Below are 17902 nucleotides of genomic sequence, written 5' to 3' on the forward strand. Positions count from 1 at the left end.
TTAAATTATACAGGAAGCTTTCGCTTATTTACCCATTCCATTGTCACGTGGCAAATTTCTCTTTGTAACCAGAATTATCTATCAGCTCTCTGTTTTAATGCCACGGTGAATCGTGTTATCAGGTATTCTGAAAGCTAGTAATAGCAAATAACGTGCCAATTCTATTTGAGTTGATATTTTTCGGCTTTTTTGGAAATCGTTTTATGATCCAAACCCAATGCCTGACCGGCTTTGCGGAAACTGCCATGTTTTTTCAGAGCCTGCTCGATCAACCACCGTTCCATTTCCGCAAAGGTGGGGAGATCATCCCCATCGGATGAAAACGTCTTCTCCCGACAGTTCTGGTCACTTCCCTGATCACACAGATAGGCGGGCAAATCCGCAATGGTGATCCACTCGTTATTTGACAGGGTCATACCCCCTTCAATCAGATTTTCCAGTTCCCGGACATTTCCCGGGAAGTGATAGTTTTCCAGGGCGGTCAGGGCATCTTTTCTGATGGCGCATTTGGGCAGATCATATTTTTTGCTGATTTTCTCGGTAAAATATTCCACCAGCAGGGGAATGTCGCCCTTCCGTTGCCTTAGCGGCGGCAGCATTACGGTAATGACATTGAGGCGATAATAGAGATCCCGTCTGAAGCTGCCTTCCTGCATCATCGATTCCAGGGGGCTGTTGGTGGCGGCAATCACCCGGACATCGATTCTGATCGGCTTAACCCCACCAATGCGTTCGATTTCCTGCTCCTGGAGCACCCGCAGCAGCTTGGCCTGCATGGCCTTGTCCATATCACCGATTTCATCAAGAAAGATCGTACCGCCGCTGGCAATTTCAAACTTGCCCCGTTTTTCTTTATAAGCGCCGGTAAAGGCCCCCTTTTCATAGCCGAACAATTCGCTTTCCAGTAAATTGGAGGGGATGGCGGCGCAATTCATCCCCACAAAGGGCTTGTCACTCCGGGCGCCAGCCCGGTGAATGGCCCGGGCCACCAGTTCTTTACCAGTGCCGCTTTCGCCCCGGATCAGCACCGCCGCATCGGTCCGGGCGGCCTTTGAGGCCACTGTCAGACTCTCAATCAGGGCGCCACTCTTGCCGATGATGTTATCAAAGGATTGATTGAGGCCCTCTTTTTTGGCCAGTTCTTCCTGAAGATACTGGGTTTTCTGAGACAGCAGTTCAATCCGGTCGGCCAGCTTGGCAATTTCGGTCAACTCCCGGGCGACCACCACATTGCCTCTGAATTTGGCATCAATCATAATCGGACGGGCATGCATGATAAACTCCCGGCCGTCGGTGGTGGAAAGAATGATCTCCTCTTTTCCGGCAAAAAACGGATCGCCGAATTTTTCTTTGGGAAAGAGTTCCTGAATCTTTCTGGTTAGAACCCGGGTCCCTTCCTTCTTGAACATTTTGACAAAGGGGTGGTTCACATAAGTAATTTCCCGACAGCGGTTAATCATGCAGATGCCATCGTCGACGGTTTCAAGAATGTTATTGAATTTTTCTTTTAATTCTTTGACACTGTGGAGTTCCCAGGACAGCTCCTCAAGCTGGGAAATATCCTGAAACACCACCACCCCGCCAACCACCTCTTCATCAACAATGATGGGACTCTTGTTGGTAATGACCCACTTGTTGCCGATCTTGTGTTTCAAGCCGAGATTTTCACACTTGGAATGGAGCAGGTCGTTGAGATTAAAGTTGGGCACCCATTCATCACCCTTTTTTCCGATAATATCCTTGGCCTTGATGCCGGTGATTTCCTCGGCTGCCCGGTTGAAAATATTGATGATGCCATTGCTGTCCATGGCGATCAGACCGTTATTGATGCTTTCAAAAATCTTTTCACTGGCCAGGGTATTTTCCTGGAGGATGCTGTCAATGGCTTCGGTTTCCGGTATTTCCAGCTCGGGCGTCTGGCCCAGAAACGACGCCAGCCGGAACACCGCCTCCTCACTGCCACTGTCACTGCTATACACTTCCACCATCTCGCCATTTTTAACTTTCAGGGAAACCAGTGGCAACACACTGTTGCAGGGCACCCCCTCCTGAGAATTAATCCGCCGCAAATAGAGCTGGCAGTCCCAGATCTTTTCAAACTTCTGGGACTGCCGGGCAACCATCGCCGCCACCCGGGTATGCAAGCCATTTTTATTTTTTATGATAATCCGCTGGGTCTTTTCCATCAAAACCTCCCTGTCTTTTCATGGGCCGACATTCTGTCATATTTTCCATTCACTTTTACTTAATTTCTATTTCGCGCAAATGATTCTATACTTTACAAACCCAAAACTCTGTGCAATAATGATAACGTATCCAAAAACGAATTACCTTAAGGGAAAGACATTTTTACATAATGTAAAATATCTTTTCCAAAAAACAAAACCGAGGAGGTTCATCATGAAAATTGCTGTTGATTGTGACGACGCTGCCATTGATTTTAAAAATGAGATTTTTAACTACCTGAAAAAGGCTGGTTACGATGTCACCGATTTAGCCTATTCTGCAACTCACGATTGTGATTATCCGGAAATTGCCTTTAACCTGGCCGAAACCATCAAAAACAAAGAATATGACCGGGGCTTTATTTTCTGTGGCACCGGTTTGGGGGTAGCCATGATGGCCAACAAGGTTCCCGGGGTTTTTGCCGGCACCTGTCATGATGTCTTTTCAGCCGAGCGGCTGGCTAAAAGCAACGATGCCAATGTATTAACCATGGGTGCCCGGGTAATCGGCGTGGAACTGGCCAAAATGATCGCCGAAGCCTGGTTAAAAAGCGAATTCCAGGGCGGCGGTTCAACCAAAAAAGTTGAAAAAATGCGGACTCTGGAAAAAACCTATCTGAAGTAGGCCGACCATGAAAAAATTTTTACTGGGAACCAACTGGAAAATGAATAAAACTCTGGCTGAGGCCACCGACTATACCCTAGCCGTTTCCGAAATTATTACCAAATACCCGCAGTTTGAGTTTTTTATCATTCCCCCACACACCCACCTGTGGAAGTTAAGAGAACTGCTTGATTTAAACAAAAGCACCCTCAAACTGGGGGCTCAAAATATGCACTATGAGGATGCCGGTCAGTTCACCGGTGAAATTTCGCCGGTGATGCTGGCCGAAATCGGCCTGGATCTTGTCGAGCTGGGCCACTGCGAGCGACGCCAGTATTTTAATGAAACCGACGAAACCGTCAACCTGAAAGCCCTGGCCGCCCTCAAACACCAGCTGCTGCCACTGATCTGTATTGGCGAAAAAATGAGTGACCGCAACTATGGCATTTCCCGGGAAATGTTGGCCAAACAGCTGAAGGTGGCCCTGAAGGACATTTCTGCCGATCAGATCGGCACATTCTGGATTGCCTACGAGCCGATCTGGGCCATTGGCGTCAACGGGATTCCCGCCGAAACCCCCTATGTCAACGAGATCCACGACTTTTTGCGCTCCGTGCTGCTTTCCTTGTATGGCCCCGCCGGAAACGATGTGCCGCTTTTATACGGTGGCAGCGTTAATATTAACAACGCCAGTGAATACGCCCAGCTTGACAATGTCGATGGCCTCTTCATCGGCCGCAGCGCCTGGGAACCGGATCTTTTTGAAGCACTGATGGCATCGGTAAGCGATGTGCTGCGCTAAGCCTTTTTACAAACGAATCCTGATTTTTAAGATACCCGAAGGGGTATCTTTTATTTTTTCAGAAAATGCTGGATTTTACAAATCATCCGTGGTATATTTTAAACATGTTTAATGTTTGTGCAAACGCCAGTGACGTTTGCACCGGAGCAAAACATAACCACAGTAGCGCTGCAATCGTTTACTGATTACTAATGATGCGAGGAGAATTTTTTGATGAATCCAAGAGAAAACGTGATGGCCGTGTATCGTGGCCAACAACCCGATTATTACGGCGATTTGATGGCTGCGGTCGAGTTTATTCCTGATCCTTTCTTTGTTCGGGATGCCCTGCTCCCTCAGGATGGTCAGGAATATCAGGATTCCTGGGGAACCGTACGGGTTTTCCTGCCGGGTGCACCGGGGCCCCATCCCCATATCACCCGGGATAATGTGGTCATTACGGATATTGAAAAATGGGAAGAACAGCTGACTGTCCCCTCCCTTGACAATCTGGACTGGAGCACGGCCCGGGCAGCGGCCGCCCAAATCGACCGAAACGAAAAACTGGCCTGCTTCTTCTACCCGGGGGGACTTTTTGAACGCAGTCATTTTCTGCTGGGGATGGAAGATGCCTTGATGGCTTATCTGGAGTATCCCGACGAAATGAAAGCCCTACTACGGGTGATTGCCGATCATAAGATGGCCTATATCCGCAAAGTGGCCGAAGAAACCCAGCCGGATATCATTTTTTATCATGATGATTGGGGTACCAAACAGAATCTGTTTCTACCCCCGAAGGTCTGGCGGAAGATTATCAAACCGCTGCAGCAGGAAATCGCCGACACCATCCATGACTGCGGGATGATCTACATGCACCATGCCGACTGCATTCTGGAACCAATTGTCAGTGATCTGGTGGAGATAGGCGTTGACATCTGGCAGGGCGTCATTGCCCAGAACGATATCGTCAAAATCCAGGCCATCACCCAGGGCAAACTGGCCATGGTCGGCGGCATTGACGGGCCCAAGATCGATGTCGAAAACATCACAGAAGAGCAGATCCGGGCCGAAGTGCGTCGAGCGGTTGACAGCTACTGTCCTGGCGGACGTTTCTATCCGTCGATCCCCAACGGCATCTGCTTCCGGGAATGGAACAACGGCATTGTTATGGACGAGCTGGCAAACTACGGCCGGGAATACGCCCGAAATAACCCCGTCGCTTAACCGAAAGCCAGGCAAGCGACAGCGCAATCGGCAGCGCTTTTTTATCAGGCCGGAGTGTGCACAATACCCTACCTCGTTGTGCACCTCCGGCTGTTTTATGGCTGCCCTCACTTTGACACAACACAGTTGCGGCCCTGTTGTTTTGCTTCGTAAAGGGCTTTATCAGCCCGGTCAATAAAAGCTTCCGGCGACTCGCCCGGTTTATAGGTGGCTACGCCAAAACTGGCGGTCTGTCTGAGGCCCTGGGTAAACAAGGTCTTTTCAACAACAGTCCGTAACCGTTCCGCCGCATATGTTGCCCCTTGTGCATCAATTTGTGGCATAATAAGCAGAAATTCCTCGCCGCCCCAACGACTCAACACATCAACGGTTCTGATTTCCCGGGTCAGTATTTTTACCAGCTGAACCAGAACCGCATCGCCAATATTGTGGCCGTAGGTATCGTTGACATTTTTAAAGAAATCGACATCTATCATCATAATGGCACATTCCTGACCATACCGGTTACACCGGGCGATTTCACTTTGCAGGAATTCATGGCCTTTCAAGCGATTGTAGACCTGGGTGAGATAATCCCGCTCAGCCAGCAGTCTGGCCTCCTGGTTGGCCAGCTCCAATTCCGCTGTGACCACCTTAATAAAATTAACGAGTTGGGAAATAATGCGATTGTTCTGGCGGTTAAAGGGATCGACCATGGCTTCAGCGCTCAGCTTTTCACCCCCATTTTCAGCCGCTTTGCGGCCCCCTCCAGCGTTGCCCCGGCTGAAAAATTTGACCAGTCGGGCAATCATCCGATTATCCCGGCGGTTACAGGGTTGGCCGGTTCGTAGTTCCGTCGGCCCTGTTTCAAGCACCGCTTCAGGCGGTTTACCTACTCCTTCTTTCATACTCACCGTCACCATGGTGGCATTAAGCAACATCACTGTTTCTTCGTGAGAGACAATCTCGCCATGGGTATAAAAACCGGCTGACGGGGCAATGGTTTGAAATGCTTTGGTTTCCAGCTCCACCTCATTCTGAAGCAGAAAGCGACGACAGGTACAGGAATAGATAAAAATCCCTTCCGGATGAAAGGCCTGAACCCGATCCTGAATAGCCCTGGCATTTTGAATGATCATCGCCGGATTTCCGTAGCCAATCCGGGCCGATTCGCCCTGTTTGATATCGGCAATAAATTTTATGTCGTGATGATCCTTGACTTCATTCGGCGTTTTGGCGTAGACAACCCCATTTCTTTCGACCAGCAAGGGAAACTCCAGCACATTCAAAAAGAAGTTTTCATCATCTTCAATGTTCAGATACCGATGGTACACCTCAAAAGCTGGCTGATTATCAATTGTTTTTAACCACAAGCCGTCCGTCTCGGTCAGTGTCAGTTCTTTACTCAGAGGTTCCCATCCTAAATAAGTATTCACCACAATATCAATGTCATCACCCGTAAAAACCACTGCAACGACCCCGCTTGACGAGAATTGCTGATTCAAGGTGACGATGGGTTTCTGCTCGCCTTCGTAAACGCCGGCACCGGCCCCAAAAACCGGATAGGTTCCCCTTCTGCCCGCAGAAAAACCTTTGAGAAAATGAGAAGCATCCATTGACGACGAGGTAGCCAGCAGCAAAACCCCGGCAATCTTCTGACATTGGCTTTCAATTTTTTCCGATAAGTTTTTTCCCACAAGGGCTTCATCCTGGTTTTTAGTGTCAACTAAAAAACCCTGCACACCAGTCTTTTCAAAAAAAACAAAGGAAATGACAGAGGTGTTGGTGAGTAACCGCCCCTCGCTAATTTCCCCCATGGTCGAGCTCCCGACAATTACCGCCAGCGGTGCAACAACCCGAATCGCCGCTTCGATTTCTGTCAGCCATTGGGGCTCACTCCGGGCTGAAAATATCTGTACGAACACGGCCATCGACCGCTTTGTCTGGTTTTTTATTTCTTCTGTTTGAAGCCATTTCTTCAGGGTTTCAATCTGATTGATCGAAATGATTCTGCTAATCATTTATAACCAGCCTCTTTTCTTGTTGATGTTAATGGTTGCTTATTTTCTTCTCGCAACCCCAGTCTTCCTGGTTGATCTGTTTTGTGTCAGCATGTCCTCTGTCGGAAATACGGTAAATCCCGCTATGATGGCCTTAACAACTGACTCGGCGCAAAAATGTATAGTCTATCATATCAAAATACGGGATCGTTTGCAATGCTTCAAAATCGGGTTTTTGTGAAGCAGCAACCCGGCACCGTTACCATTATGACGCTGGCGGCCGTCATGAGGGCAGGTGCGTTGGCTGCGGTCTTCCTTTCCGGTTGCCGATTTTTGTGCTTCCTGACCACCCGACTTGTTTTAGTTTTCCGCTGAACGCATCATGCAGTAACAGGTCAGGCCGATATCATCTGATCGATGCGATTCCATCAACTGAAATCCAAAGTGTTCATAAATCGGCAGGTTGTCGGGATTGAAGGTCTCCAGTACCATCGGTTCCTGATTGGCCGCACATTTTTTTAGCACCGGTGTCAGCAGTTTTCTGAAGGCCCCGCTGCCTCGTGCGGACTTGTCCGTGGCGATGACCAGCAGATGATAAACGTCTGTGGCACCATAGGCGAGATGCCAATTCGACGGGATGATCTGGGCCTGACAGACCGCCCGATCAGAAAGCAGCTGCAATTCCTCCGAATTCACGACCGCCAGCAGTTGTTGGGCGGATTGCTGCATCACCTGGGTCAGCCGTTCTTCGGGCCATTCCCGGGTTGCGTAACCAATCAGCAGCCCCTGGCCATCAGGCAGTACCTGGACGGCATTTTCTACCATGAAAGCCTGAATCTGCCCTGCAAACTGGGCTTCAATCAACAGGTCGGCCCGATCAAGACCATTGACCTGAAAGATCACCCCCGGATCTTCCATAAACCGGGTTTTCATCAGTTGGGTATAGGTTTTTAGTTCATTTTCATTTAACATTTGCATTCCTCCGTATTTTTGTTTGACAGGAGTTAAGTACTCCGGGTACTATTTTATCTGCTCCAGCAGGGTTTTTCGGGGATAAAAGCCAAAGCGCTCATAAAAGCTGAAGGCTTTTTCGTTGCCGACGGCCACCGACACGGACTTGGTATGGGCCCCCATCTCATCCATCCAGGCAATGGCATTGCCAAGCAAGGTCTCACCAAGGCCGAGCCCCCGATAATCGTCCTGGACATATAAGGATTCCATCTCCGCATCACCGGAGCATTCAACCCGGGAAATGCAGTAGCCGACATTTTGAGTAGTTTTTGGATCAACTGCAATTTCGATTCGCAGCCGCCCATTTTGGGCCTTCGAGAGCAGATTTTTTTTGCGCATCGCAAACGTAAAGGCTTCATAGTGTGATTTAAAATTCACGGCGGCATCGCGGTGATGCCGGTTCAGCGCTTCCCACAACTCCTTAATGTCATCCAGCAGCGATTCATCGCCGCTGCGATAGGTAATCGGTGTGATTGCGGGGTTTTTGCCTTGGATCGGGCTTTTTTCCTTACTTTGCCCCCCGATATCATCCTGGGCGGCAAACGGATCACTGTCATCTGCGACTTCCTGAATGATCACAATCGGATCAGAGATCAATCCATAGTGTTCATCCTCAGGATAGGTCACGGCAATCAATGGTTCCTGCCCGGCATAGGCAATCATGCTGGCCATTGAATCCCACTTTGTGCAGAGAAAAAAATGAGCAAAATCCCCCTGCTCGACGATTTTCAAAAAAGCACCCCGATTGCCCGGGATGGCCAGGGACTCTTTAACACCGGTTTGATATTCATATTGTTCAAACGCCGCCCGCATTTTAAGCGGCACAATTCCATGCCAGGTTCGTGAAAACATGATAACTCCTTTTATCCTATAATTAGTTTAAATTAAATGACATTCAACAGCCCCACATACCCCTGTTACAGGTCGCATTCGATGTTGGTGCTTACCGTCCCAATCTGTGGTGTCGTTTTGTGCGTAAGTTAAGTGTGCCTGGCACCCAGCGGATACTGTGGCAGCTAGCGCCTGTGCATCTTCAGCCCGGGAAGGTCATTGAATCGATCTGTTCATCAATCAAATTTTTTGCTGCACAGTGGCCCATTTTCCCGCCAACAAAGGCATAGGTTCCAATGACCTGCCCGTTTTGTTTTTTAACCGCTGCGGCAATACTCTCATGAACCTTGTCGCTGTTTCTCAGATCAGTAAATTGCTGAAAGGTGATGATGGTCACCCGTTTCCCTGAAAAATCGGCCTGCTTAAGAAAGGCGTTCATCGCCGGTACGGCATTACTTGCCCAAATCGGCTGCATTAAATAGACGTCCTGCGCCGTTGCGATTTCCTGCCAGGGCTCGCCTTGCAGTTTGGAGCCTTTTTTAAAAAGCGCCTGCAGGAAGTTGCCTTTTTTTTGTTCCCGCAGTTCGATTATTCTGCCGCCGAGCCGCTCATTTAAGCGCATTGCTCCGCTTCGGGTATTCCCATCTTTTGAAAAATAGACGATGACGGTGTGATTCTCGTTTCCCATAGCATTCCTCCATTTTTTACTTTGTATTTCTTTTTCAACCGTTATTTATTCTCCGTTGGTCCGACATTACGTGACGAGACCGGCATCAGGGGAATGGGTGCCTGTCTATCGGGTACCCCAATTCTGCAGTTCCACAATGTTGCCTTCCGGATCGGTGGCATAAACAAAGGTGGCCACCACCTGATTGGGATAGTCTGCGACAATCCGCTCGCCAATCTGACCCCCTCCGGCCGCCAGCACTTTTTTGAGCATTTTATCGAGATCGTCGACCTCAAAGGCAAGATACCCCAAACCCGTCCGATTAATTTGTGGTAATCCCCCATCGACCCAATCGTCGTAGGAAAATATTTCCAGCGTCGGCAAGCTGTTTTCATAGCCCGGTAAACAAAGATGCTCGCCCCGGATATGCGCCCCCCGGTTTCCCGTCAGCTGATCGATTCAGTTTCCCTGCAGATCTCGTTTTGGCGGGACGGGCACACATTCAAAAACTTCCTGGTAAAACCGCGAGAGCTTTTCCCAGTCTTTGGCAATAATATTGGTATGGGTAAATTTTATCTTCATGATTCTCCTTCGTCGCCATGCCGCATGAACAACGGCTTCAAAAAACATCCACCTTTGCGGAACTGGCCAAATGAAACGGTTGTCCCTTTTCGTTTTATGGCTTGACAGACCTTTAAGAAAAATACCTCTGATTGGGACTGGTCGGTTTGTCGGGAATGGTCAGTTTTAAGAGGCCGCCTTTGATTAGCGGGTTGAGGATTCTTAGCCTGAAATGTTTTGCATCCTTTATTTCAATAAATGCCTGGATTTCTTGTCTACTTTTGGGTGTTATACAAAATTCCAATATTTTTCTTATCCTTTGCTGTTCCTCCTCACTCTCAGCAGCAGGGGGAGCTTGGGGGGTAGCTTGGTCACCAGCTACCATGAACAAGGGGATAATCGTCCGGAACACATCCCCCTCGGTAAAAATGGGTGCGGTGCCGGAATAGATTTTGCAGTATTTATAGGTATTGCGGATACCCGATCCCAGTTCGTCCACCAGTCCGATTTCCTTCTCCGTCCTTCCACGCCAATCATCGAAGAAATCAGGAGGCCGCCTTTTAAAATAAAATTATCTTTATATCGGGATAACGACAGTCGCTCAAGAATTCGCTCAAACAGAAACATCTGCAGCACTTCCTGGGGTTTCAACTGCTTCTCTTTGGCAATATTTCGAATGGCACCTTTTAACTGCTCTAGTGTTTTCAATCGCATTTCTCCTAACTCAACACTTCCATATAGGTTCGGATTTTTTCTTCAATGCCAAATTTCTTTCCGTAGTTCAGTAATTTTCTGGCATTATTTTCTAATTTGAAATATTCCTGAATCGCCTGGATATAAAGCTGCATATCCATCGCCTGCTTGTCACGAATCAAATCACAGATACAGCGTTCTTTATCATACACCCTTAGCTGCGCACCCATTGGTGACTTAATCGTCATTATTCCTAAGTCCCAGCGTTCTTTACTGACGTAATGAAAACGAATTGCGGGATGATCTTTTTTTATCCGCGATACATTATCGCCTTGAGGTACGGTCACATCAATGGTATGAGGCACCCGATCCGACATGCCATGCAAATACAGGGCTGTTCCATGAGAAAAAACAATCCTCTCACTTCTTAATTGGATCAGTTTATATTCGTCTACTAACATATTTGACAGGGAATAAATACCCTGGGATTCTTTGACCAATAACCCCTGTTCTACCAATGTCTTAATCCGTGTTCGGCTAATCCCTGCTGCTTCAATCTGTTTTGTCGTAATAATCCCATCCGAATTTTCGGCCATGTCTCTGATTGTTTGAAATGCCGTATTCATAAAAACACCACACTTTCTTTTTTTGCATTTGTACTTTAATTATATTTTTTAAAGAACATTTGTAAAGATTGTTCGAAACAGATTATCTTACCTCAAGTTTTTTAATTGTTTCCGTGGCCATTACCACGGTCGGCAACAGGGTGGCTAGCAGCGCCCACCGGCTAGTCGGGTTTGCGGCCGACGGGGCCGCAGTTGCCAGGCCAGTACGCCAATGATGATGGATCACGGAATAATCCGGATCATGGGTTTATACCTCCTTTGAATACGCTTCTTACACAATCTTCTGATAGGAACTTGACCGGTTTTCCGGTTTCCAGAAGAAACAGTGAACGACGATTGTGCCATTGCCAAACAGATTCTTAAAAAACATCCGACCGCCTTTGCGGAATTGGCCAAATGAAGCGGTTGTCCCTTCAGCAAGTGTCGCTTCTTCACACCATTCTGATTAACGAAACTGGCAGCAGTGGGGGGCACCGGGATGAAGGGCTGCTGGATTATTCGCTTCATGGCTGACTTATTTCGAATAAGTTTATAAATTGGTGTTGGGCACCATTTGCATAAAAGGATAAAAAAATAGAGCGATATCATCGTTTCCGACAATACCACTCCGCAAAAATGACTAATCATTTTTTCTATGTGCTAGTATTCTAAACGATTGGATACCAATTGTCAACGATTGTTTTTAAAAATCCGAAGTTTGTTGTTACCATTTCATTATTTCTATAATACTCGATGTGCTTATACATTCTCGTGATGGTCTCATTCAAAACTTCACTTTGATGATTAATGACACCATCACTTTTAATAATTCTTTTATGAGTGTACAGCAATGTAACGATTTGCTGAATTCTCGCATTGCTCATTTTTTTACTATGGACCTCATTTGATATGCCGATTTTGCTCAACTCATGAATTAAGCCATAGTTTGTTCTATGATTGCTGGTTCGGGGTGATAAATTATTAATGAGACAATTATTATGTGCTGTTGCGTTACGTAAATCTTTTATTGACAGCAGCAGAAAGTAATTATCCCTGAGCTTTTTATCGTTTATTGTTTCAGCACAGAAACGATAGACATTTATAAAACGTCCAAACGGGATTACTTCCATAAAAGCCCAAATTGGATAGTTATCTTTATATTTAGCAATAATATCACCGCAATAAGGATTATTCATATTTCGATTGAGTTCGTCATTCAGGATTTTCAACCGCACCTCATCAAGGCTCTTAATATAATCTTCGACTAGATCATATGCGTCAATATCGGAATTTTCAATAACCTTCAATAACTCTACTTTTGCGAAATATTCAATATCAAGTGCCATATGCAGAAGTGTCTAACGTAGTCGCATATCAATAATCGCAAGATCTTTAAGCATTTGAAAATCTAAACCAATGTATTGCCCTTTAAATTTTCCAGCGGGATGTTTTTGAAAATTCTTTCGATACGCCGTCAGTTTGAAATAGTTATTGTGCTTTGTTAAATAATCGGTGGCTTCTTCTCTTGAAATCAGAACAAATTTCACACCCTTTTTCTCCAGATGCTCAATCTGCTCTTTCGTCGAAAGTTTGGGTTTTATGGTTCTGTACATCGTAATTGTTCACCTCTTTCTTTTTTGACTTGAATCAGATCATTGAAAATTTACAAAAGCGAGGTTTTTCTGGTCTTATTGATATTAACGATAACCTTGAATACATCCACAGGATAAGAAAAATGCAGGGAAGAATCTCATCTCATAAGTTGAGTGTGCCTGGCACTGGTACCGAAACCGCAGTCCCCTTGTGTCCCTAGCATTTTTTCTCCTTCTTCCGCTCTCAGCCTGAATGATTTTTTTGTTTTTTTAGCAATTCTGTTTGGATTTCAACAACGATTAAATTAAGTGTGTCTTTATGGATATGTTTTTAGGTTTTATTTATCCTAAAATTATAGTACAATGGTATAAAGACTAGGAGGTGCTTGTAATGCAAATCAATACCAAAAATTTAGTTTCCATTTCCGAAGCCAACCAGAATTTTTCCAAGGTTGCCCGACTTGTGGATGAAAACGGCGCTGCCATCATTTTAAAAAACAATACCCCCCGCTATGTCCTGATTGAGTTCAGCCAGTTTCAAACCGAAGAAACCATTGGCGATGAAGAAGTGGAAATCATAGCCAAACGGATTTTAAAAAAACATCAGGCCGCCTTTGAGGAATTAGCCAAATGAAGCGACTGACCCGTCATCAGGTGCTACGGCTTCACACCATGCTGATTAACGAAACCGGCGGCTGTGATGGCCTCCGGGATGAAGGGCTGCTGGATTCCGCTCTAAATGCGCCCTTTCAAAGTTTTGACGGTGAAGATCTGTACCAAACCGTTCCGGCCAAAGCCGCTCGTCTGGGTTTTTCACTGATCAATAACCATGCATTTATCGATGGCAATAAACGGATCGGTATTCTGGTTATGCTGACATTTCTGGAAATGAACGGCTTTACACCTGATTGTATCGATGATGAACTGATCCAGTTGGGTCTCCAGCTGGCAGCTGGTCAGATGGATGATCGGCAACTGCTTGACTGGATTATTGATCATGTCTGATGCCATCCAGTGGATCTTGGTTTATAGTGCACAAAACCTCCGTCCCCTTGTGTACTCTAATGATTTGTTAAAACGGCGTTAGCAATTAAGCGATCAAATTTTCTGATGTCGACGCCTTTTCGCAAGTTGACCTTTATGTGACCAGCCCGCGTCCAAAGTTCAACTTCGGCATTTAAATCGAGCAGCTTACCGGCGTTTTCGGTCGACCACAAATTAATCGCTGAGTATGGCAAGGAGTATACTTCTACTTTTTTACCAGTCAATCCCTGGGCATCTCTGACGATTAAACGTTTGTTGGTAAAAATTGCACTGTCTCTGATTGTTTTATACGCAGCCACCGCTTGTTCACCTTCAACCAGCAATTCCTGAACATCTTGTGGAATCGGACACTCCGAAAGGAAGGTCCAGGATAAAATTAGACTTGTTTCTGCCATTTTTTGATCTCCTCTTATTATTATTTTTTTGTTTGTACATTACTTTAATCGGACATGATAAGGCGTTTATATGTTAACGGCACTGGGACTCAACCCCAGTTTAGTGGATCTGCTGAGCCGTACAGAAAACCTCCGACCCCTTGTGCACCCCCAGTGTGCCTTAAATTAAGTGTGCTTGGCCCCGGGGCCACAAATATCCTTCAATATCTCTTGCGCACCTTTAACATCCAGCACATTTCTCAAAAACGCCTCTCTAAGCAACTCTTTTGGAACCATATAGTCATATTTATCCATCCTTAGCTGCTGTTGTTCGGAAATAAACGCCTCCGGGTTATTAATATCGATCCGGGCTTTTTTAAGAACCGCCTTAAAATCCGCAATGCTTAAATCACTTCGAATTTCCAGGTAATGTTTTCCCTCCCTGATCGTGTAAATCTGCAGTTCCTCTTTCAGACCGCATAACAGCAGATTGTTAATGGTAAAAAGCTGCCTTGTCCCCACCCAGGGACACAGATAAAAAGAATTCGTATTGCCGGGAATAAACTCAGAGTTTAAAAGATGATTGTCTTTCACAAAATCACGGGTTTTACTTAAAAGATCCTGTGAACCCGGCTGGAGATAGGAATACAGCATTTCTTCCTGTAAGACCTTTTTCATCTGCGCAACAATTCTGGTATGGATCAAACCGGAATGATCCCCCGTCCACTTCGGAATCCGATTGTTTTTCACCAGTTTGACATAAATCACTTTCCGATCCTCGTCAATCGAAGAAACCTGCCAGCTACGACCAGCCAGGATAAACACTTCACTCACTGCCGGGCAAGTGCTTAAAGTGCCGATTTCACCGTTTCGACTAAAAACGTGGTAAACTTCCTCATCCTGAAAAACCGCATAAAAACTGTAATGCTGGACAATTTTTTCCCCTTTTAAGCCGATAATTATTTCACCAGAATCCATGCGCTGGAGATAATCGTCGGCCATCATTTTTTGCAAAAGTAAGCGGTATTCATTTTGATCAATGCCCGCAAAGGGTGCCATGGTCAGGACATTTTGGGCCAGTTCCGGAGGCTTAAGTTCCCCATAAGTAAAAAGGGTGCTTAAAGTCTGGTGGGCCAGCAGACTAAAAGGTTTTGGCTTCACTTCAAAAGGCTCCACCCAGCGTTCTTCCAGATATAATTGGATCACGGCAATTGTCCGAATCAGATCCCAGGGGATCATCGCAAAGGGACTGCCCCGGTCTTCCTCAAACTGATTGACAAACAGCATTTTAGACTTTCCGGTGCGCCTGCCCGACCGGCCCAGCCGCTGAACAAAACTTGAACAGCTAAAAGGTGCCCCAATTTGAATAATCGAATCCAGATCACCGACATCGATTCCCAGCTCCAGCGTCAAAGTCGCCGCAGTGACCGTCGGCCCCTGCTGTTCTTTCAGGGCGGCCTCGGCTTCGTGACGCAACATCGCTGAAACACTGCCATGATGGACAAAGAAGACATCCCGTTCATGCTTTTTAACGGCCAGCGCTTTCATCTCGTTGATCACTTCTTCCGCACCCGCCCGGCTGTTTGTAAAGATTAGACACTTTTTATCATGACAATGCTCATAGATAAAATCATTATAAGCAGATAAAACATCATCTTTTTTAGCATCCTCCTCGGGCAGGACAAAACTTTCAGCCGCAAGTAAAACGGTTCGCTGATGGCTTTTAATTCCCACCGGAATGGTTTCTCTTCTGGTTCCGGCCGATAAAAACGTCATCGCCGGCTGATAATCATTAAGGGTCGCCGAAAGCCCGATTCTTCTGGGTTTGCAGCCGGTCAGTTTTTCCAGCCTGCTTAACAGACAGATCACCTGCAAGCCGCGGTCGGCACCCATCAGGGCATGGATTTCATCAATTACGACAAAACGTAAATCCGCAAACAAATGAGCCGCTTCTCCCGGTCGTCGCATGATCAGCGCTTCCAGAGATTCGGGCGTAATCTGAAGAATGCCTTTTGCTTTGTTTAAGGCCTGTTTTTTCAGGGATTGGGAAACATCCCCATGCCAGGGCCAAACCGGAATGTCACTTTCTTCCAGCAGATCGCTCAAACGCTCAAACTGATCGTTGATTAGCGCCTTTAGCGGGCCGATATACATAATCGCAATGGTGTTTGACGGAAGCTGCTGCAATTGCGTAAGCATCGGAAAAAAAGCGGCTTCCGTTTTACCCGATGCAGTTCCCGAAGCAATAATGACATGGTCGTCGGTGTCCAGAATGGCCTCACAGGCCTCCACCTGGACTTCCCGTAAATCCGTCCACTTTTTTCGATAGATGTATTCCTGGATAAAAGGTGCGTATCGTTCAAAGGCTGTCCTGCTCATATGTCAAACTCGGCAAACAGATCATCATGATCACTGTTGATTGTTTCGGGGTCGCTTTCAGCACTTTTCACGGTGTAATTTTGTTCATTCATTAAAGCATCAAAGCTCGTCTCCGGATTTTGATAAAGGATATTTAACAAGCCCAAAAAATCCCGGGTAATTTCCCGGGGCGTCAGCAGCTGATCAGCCCCCAGACGAGAAACCACGGTCTTTAAAAATACCGTCAATTCATGTTCACCAAGCCTGCAATCGTAATTGTAATGAGCGCTATGGAGTTCGCAAAGACGTTCCATCAGAATAAATAGTTCTTCCGGTGAGAGCTGGTTCAGTTTAATGACCGGGGTGGTAAAATCAACAAAATTCTGACTGCTGAAGCGGTTGTCTTCGAGCCGTGTCCGCAGGGCATCATAGTTAAAAAGTCCACGCCGCTCATCATAAATAAACTGCGGGGTTCCGCTAAAAAAAACGCCAATATTTTGGGCTTTTCCCTGCATTGTGTCGTTAAAAATAGTGAGCAGTTTTTCATAGTTGCTGTCTCTTGCCTGTTTATGGGGAATTTTGTAAAGATTAACCCCTTCATCCAGAAAGACCAGCAAGCCTTTGTATCCCGCTTTTTTGACAAAGACGGCAAAAAGTTTTAGTATTTCATACCAGCTCCCATCTTCAATAATGCAGTCAACCGGCAGATCCTTTTTGGCTTCAGTTTTAGTCGCATATTCCCCTCGCAACCAGCGCAGGGCATTTTGTTTGAGATCGTCATCGCCTGTTTTCATTCCCCGCCAGTAGGAATCGATGACATTGGAAAAAGCAAAACCATAGGCCAGCTCCGATAACTCCATCATTGTTTCCGCAATCCGCTCACTAACCGCACCAACAAGTTGAGGTTCATTGGGGCGATAACCACTTTCCTTGCTGACGGCGGACTGCAGCCCCATAATCCATTTCTGCAGAATGGCTTCCAGCGATCCGCCATCCGGCCGGGTCGGCGTCGAAAGATGCTGTAATAATTCCCGATAGGTTGAAAGCCCCTGACCTTTGGAACCAGTCAGCCTCCGTTCCGGCGAAAGATCAGCATCAGCGACAACAAAATTCTTGTCCATGGCGTTATTTCGAATCATCTGCAGCAAGAAACTTTTACCGCTTCCGTATTGACCCGAGATCAGTCGAAAAGATGCGCCGCCGTCTTCGATGGTATTCATATCGTTCAGAAAAGCGTTTACTTCATTTTTCCGGCCCACGGCAATATGGCGCAATCCAATTCTGGGTACCACGCCGGCAGTCAGTGAATTAATTAATGCGCCGGATTCTCGGCGGCTAATTGTTGGTGCCATC

General features: G+C 46.5%; 20 protein-coding genes. 5 read left to right on the forward strand and 15 right to left on the reverse strand.

Annotated elements, in window-relative coordinates; all coding sequences use genetic code 11:
* Positions 1-161: 161 nt before the first annotated feature.
* Positions 162-2186, reverse strand: coding sequence for a sigma 54-interacting transcriptional regulator (locus B3F51_RS10330; RefSeq protein WP_286946923.1), 2025 nt, complete (start codon positions 2184-2186; stop codon positions 162-164).
* Between the two features lie 214 nt (positions 2187-2400).
* Here B3F51_RS10330 and B3F51_RS10335 point away from each other — a divergent pair, with 214 nt between their 5' ends.
* The 3 genes from B3F51_RS10335 to B3F51_RS10345 all read left to right on the forward strand — a co-directional run bounded on the left by B3F51_RS10335 (position 2401) and on the right by B3F51_RS10345 (position 4834).
* Positions 2401-2850 carry an RpiB/LacA/LacB family sugar-phosphate isomerase gene (locus tag B3F51_RS10335; protein WP_070372653.1) on the forward strand — a complete coding sequence of 150 codons (450 nt, stop codon included), beginning with the start codon at positions 2401-2403 and terminating at the stop codon, positions 2848-2850.
* 7 nt (positions 2851-2857) lie between these two features.
* A complete protein-coding gene (locus B3F51_RS10340) occupies positions 2858-3631 on the forward strand; it encodes a triose-phosphate isomerase (protein WP_070372652.1) in 774 nt (257 codons plus the stop codon).
* 213 nt (positions 3632-3844) lie between these two features.
* A complete protein-coding gene (locus B3F51_RS10345) occupies positions 3845-4834 on the forward strand; it encodes a uroporphyrinogen decarboxylase family protein (RefSeq protein WP_286946926.1) in 990 nt (329 codons plus the stop codon).
* Between the two features lie 107 nt (positions 4835-4941).
* Here the strand turns inward: B3F51_RS10345 and B3F51_RS10350 are convergent, their stop codons facing one another.
* The 11 genes from B3F51_RS10350 to B3F51_RS10395 form a co-directional block, all read right to left on the reverse strand.
* Positions 4942-6834: a sensor domain-containing diguanylate cyclase gene (locus B3F51_RS10350; RefSeq protein WP_286946928.1), complete on the reverse strand. Its 1893-nt coding sequence runs from the start codon at positions 6832-6834 to the stop codon at positions 4942-4944.
* 339 nt (positions 6835-7173) lie between these two features.
* The gene (locus B3F51_RS10355) at positions 7174-7785 is read right to left on the reverse strand and encodes a GNAT family N-acetyltransferase (RefSeq protein ID WP_250933597.1); all 612 of its coding nucleotides are present in this window, start codon (positions 7783-7785) and stop codon (positions 7174-7176) included.
* A 48-nt stretch (positions 7786-7833) separates the two neighbouring features.
* On the reverse strand, positions 7834-8676 hold the full coding sequence (locus B3F51_RS10360; protein ID WP_286946932.1) for a GNAT family N-acetyltransferase: 843 nt from the start codon (positions 8674-8676) through the stop codon (positions 7834-7836).
* A gap of 181 nt (positions 8677-8857) precedes the next feature.
* Positions 8858-9343 (reverse strand): flavodoxin family protein, encoded by a 486-nt coding sequence (locus B3F51_RS10365; protein ID WP_286946934.1) that lies wholly within the window; start codon positions 9341-9343, stop codon positions 8858-8860.
* A gap of 105 nt (positions 9344-9448) precedes the next feature.
* Positions 9449-9781, reverse strand: coding sequence for a VOC family protein (locus B3F51_RS10370; protein ID WP_349680217.1), 333 nt, complete (start codon positions 9779-9781; stop codon positions 9449-9451).
* Positions 9782-9904: a hypothetical protein gene (locus tag B3F51_RS16210; RefSeq protein WP_349680215.1), complete on the reverse strand. Its 123-nt coding sequence runs from the start codon at positions 9902-9904 to the stop codon at positions 9782-9784.
* Positions 9905-10016: 112 nt separating this feature from the next.
* Positions 10017-10268: a Fic family protein gene (locus tag B3F51_RS16270; protein WP_414632373.1), complete on the reverse strand. Its 252-nt coding sequence runs from the start codon at positions 10266-10268 to the stop codon at positions 10017-10019.
* A complete protein-coding gene (locus B3F51_RS16215; protein WP_349680216.1) occupies positions 10262-10591 on the reverse strand; it encodes a nucleotidyl transferase AbiEii/AbiGii toxin family protein in 330 nt (109 codons plus the stop codon). The genes B3F51_RS16270 and B3F51_RS16215 overlap by 7 nt, the downstream gene beginning before the upstream one ends.
* Before the next feature lie 11 nt (positions 10592-10602).
* The gene (locus B3F51_RS10380; RefSeq protein ID WP_148638489.1) at positions 10603-11202 is read right to left on the reverse strand and encodes a type IV toxin-antitoxin system AbiEi family antitoxin domain-containing protein; all 600 of its coding nucleotides are present in this window, start codon (positions 11200-11202) and stop codon (positions 10603-10605) included.
* Between the two features lie 647 nt (positions 11203-11849).
* Positions 11850-12527: an Abi family protein gene (locus tag B3F51_RS10390; protein ID WP_286946936.1), complete on the reverse strand. Its 678-nt coding sequence runs from the start codon at positions 12525-12527 to the stop codon at positions 11850-11852.
* 12 nt (positions 12528-12539) lie between these two features.
* The gene (locus tag B3F51_RS10395) at positions 12540-12794 is read right to left on the reverse strand and encodes an Abi family protein (RefSeq protein WP_070370478.1); all 255 of its coding nucleotides are present in this window, start codon (positions 12792-12794) and stop codon (positions 12540-12542) included.
* A gap of 370 nt (positions 12795-13164) precedes the next feature.
* On the opposite strand from B3F51_RS10395, the gene B3F51_RS10400 reads away from it, so the two are divergent.
* Positions 13165-13407, forward strand: a complete 243-nt coding sequence (locus B3F51_RS10400; protein ID WP_070370477.1) for a type II toxin-antitoxin system Phd/YefM family antitoxin — start codon at positions 13165-13167, stop codon at positions 13405-13407.
* Positions 13404-13778 (forward strand): type II toxin-antitoxin system death-on-curing family toxin, encoded by a 375-nt coding sequence (locus B3F51_RS10405; protein WP_286946939.1) that lies wholly within the window; start codon positions 13404-13406, stop codon positions 13776-13778. The genes B3F51_RS10400 and B3F51_RS10405 overlap by 4 nt, the downstream gene beginning before the upstream one ends.
* Positions 13779-13834: 56 nt before the next feature.
* Here the strand turns inward: B3F51_RS10405 and B3F51_RS10410 are convergent, their stop codons facing one another.
* The 3 genes from B3F51_RS10410 to B3F51_RS10420 form a co-directional block, all read right to left on the reverse strand.
* Positions 13835-14212 carry a PH domain-containing protein gene (locus tag B3F51_RS10410; protein WP_286946941.1) on the reverse strand — a complete coding sequence of 126 codons (378 nt, stop codon included), beginning with the start codon at positions 14210-14212 and terminating at the stop codon, positions 13835-13837.
* Positions 14213-14377: 165 nt separating this feature from the next.
* Positions 14378-16570, reverse strand: coding sequence for a DEAD/DEAH box helicase (locus tag B3F51_RS10415; RefSeq protein WP_286946943.1), 2193 nt, complete (start codon positions 16568-16570; stop codon positions 14378-14380).
* Positions 16567-17901 (reverse strand): ATP-binding protein, encoded by a 1335-nt coding sequence (locus B3F51_RS10420; RefSeq protein WP_070370484.1) that lies wholly within the window; start codon positions 17899-17901, stop codon positions 16567-16569. The genes B3F51_RS10415 and B3F51_RS10420 overlap by 4 nt, the downstream gene beginning before the upstream one ends.
* Position 17902: the final 1 nt, after the last annotated feature.

The sequence above is a fragment of the Acetobacterium sp. UBA5834 genome, from assembly GCF_002435675.1.
GTDB classification, from domain to species: Bacteria; Bacillota; Clostridia; order Eubacteriales; family Eubacteriaceae; genus Acetobacterium; species Acetobacterium wieringae.

Coding starts and splice junctions, on each gene's coding strand:
- B3F51_RS10380 (WP_148638489.1), bottom strand. CDS start 11,202: ATGAATACGGCATTTCAAACAATCAGAGACATGGCCGAAAATTCGGAT.
- B3F51_RS16270 (WP_414632373.1), bottom strand. CDS start 10,268: ATGGTAGCTGGTGACCAAGCTACCCCCCAAGCTCCCCCTGCTGCTGAG.
- B3F51_RS10420 (WP_070370484.1), bottom strand. CDS start 17,901: ATGGCACCAACAATTAGCCGCCGAGAATCCGGCGCATTAATTAATTCA.
- B3F51_RS10355 (WP_250933597.1), bottom strand. CDS start 7,785: ATGTTAAATGAAAATGAACTAAAAACCTATACCCAACTGATGAAAACC.
- B3F51_RS10400 (WP_070370477.1), top strand. CDS start 13,165: ATGCAAATCAATACCAAAAATTTAGTTTCCATTTCCGAAGCCAACCAG.
- B3F51_RS10350 (WP_286946928.1), bottom strand. CDS start 6,834: ATGATTAGCAGAATCATTTCGATCAATCAGATTGAAACCCTGAAGAAA.
- B3F51_RS10330 (WP_286946923.1), bottom strand. CDS start 2,186: ATGGAAAAGACCCAGCGGATTATCATAAAAAATAAAAATGGCTTGCAT.
- B3F51_RS10395 (WP_070370478.1), bottom strand. CDS start 12,794: ATGTACAGAACCATAAAACCCAAACTTTCGACGAAAGAGCAGATTGAG.
- B3F51_RS10360 (WP_286946932.1), bottom strand. CDS start 8,676: ATGTTTTCACGAACCTGGCATGGAATTGTGCCGCTTAAAATGCGGGCG.
- B3F51_RS10345 (WP_286946926.1), top strand. CDS start 3,845: ATGAATCCAAGAGAAAACGTGATGGCCGTGTATCGTGGCCAACAACCC.
- B3F51_RS10335 (WP_070372653.1), top strand. CDS start 2,401: ATGAAAATTGCTGTTGATTGTGACGACGCTGCCATTGATTTTAAAAAT.
- B3F51_RS16210 (WP_349680215.1), bottom strand. CDS start 9,904: ATGAAGATAAAATTTACCCATACCAATATTATTGCCAAAGACTGGGAA.
- B3F51_RS10405 (WP_286946939.1), top strand. CDS start 13,404: ATGAAGCGACTGACCCGTCATCAGGTGCTACGGCTTCACACCATGCTG.
- B3F51_RS10410 (WP_286946941.1), bottom strand. CDS start 14,212: ATGGCAGAAACAAGTCTAATTTTATCCTGGACCTTCCTTTCGGAGTGT.
- B3F51_RS10390 (WP_286946936.1), bottom strand. CDS start 12,527: ATGGCACTTGATATTGAATATTTCGCAAAAGTAGAGTTATTGAAGGTT.
- B3F51_RS10415 (WP_286946943.1), bottom strand. CDS start 16,570: ATGAGCAGGACAGCCTTTGAACGATACGCACCTTTTATCCAGGAATAC.
- B3F51_RS10340 (WP_070372652.1), top strand. CDS start 2,858: ATGAAAAAATTTTTACTGGGAACCAACTGGAAAATGAATAAAACTCTG.
- B3F51_RS10365 (WP_286946934.1), bottom strand. CDS start 9,343: ATGGGAAACGAGAATCACACCGTCATCGTCTATTTTTCAAAAGATGGG.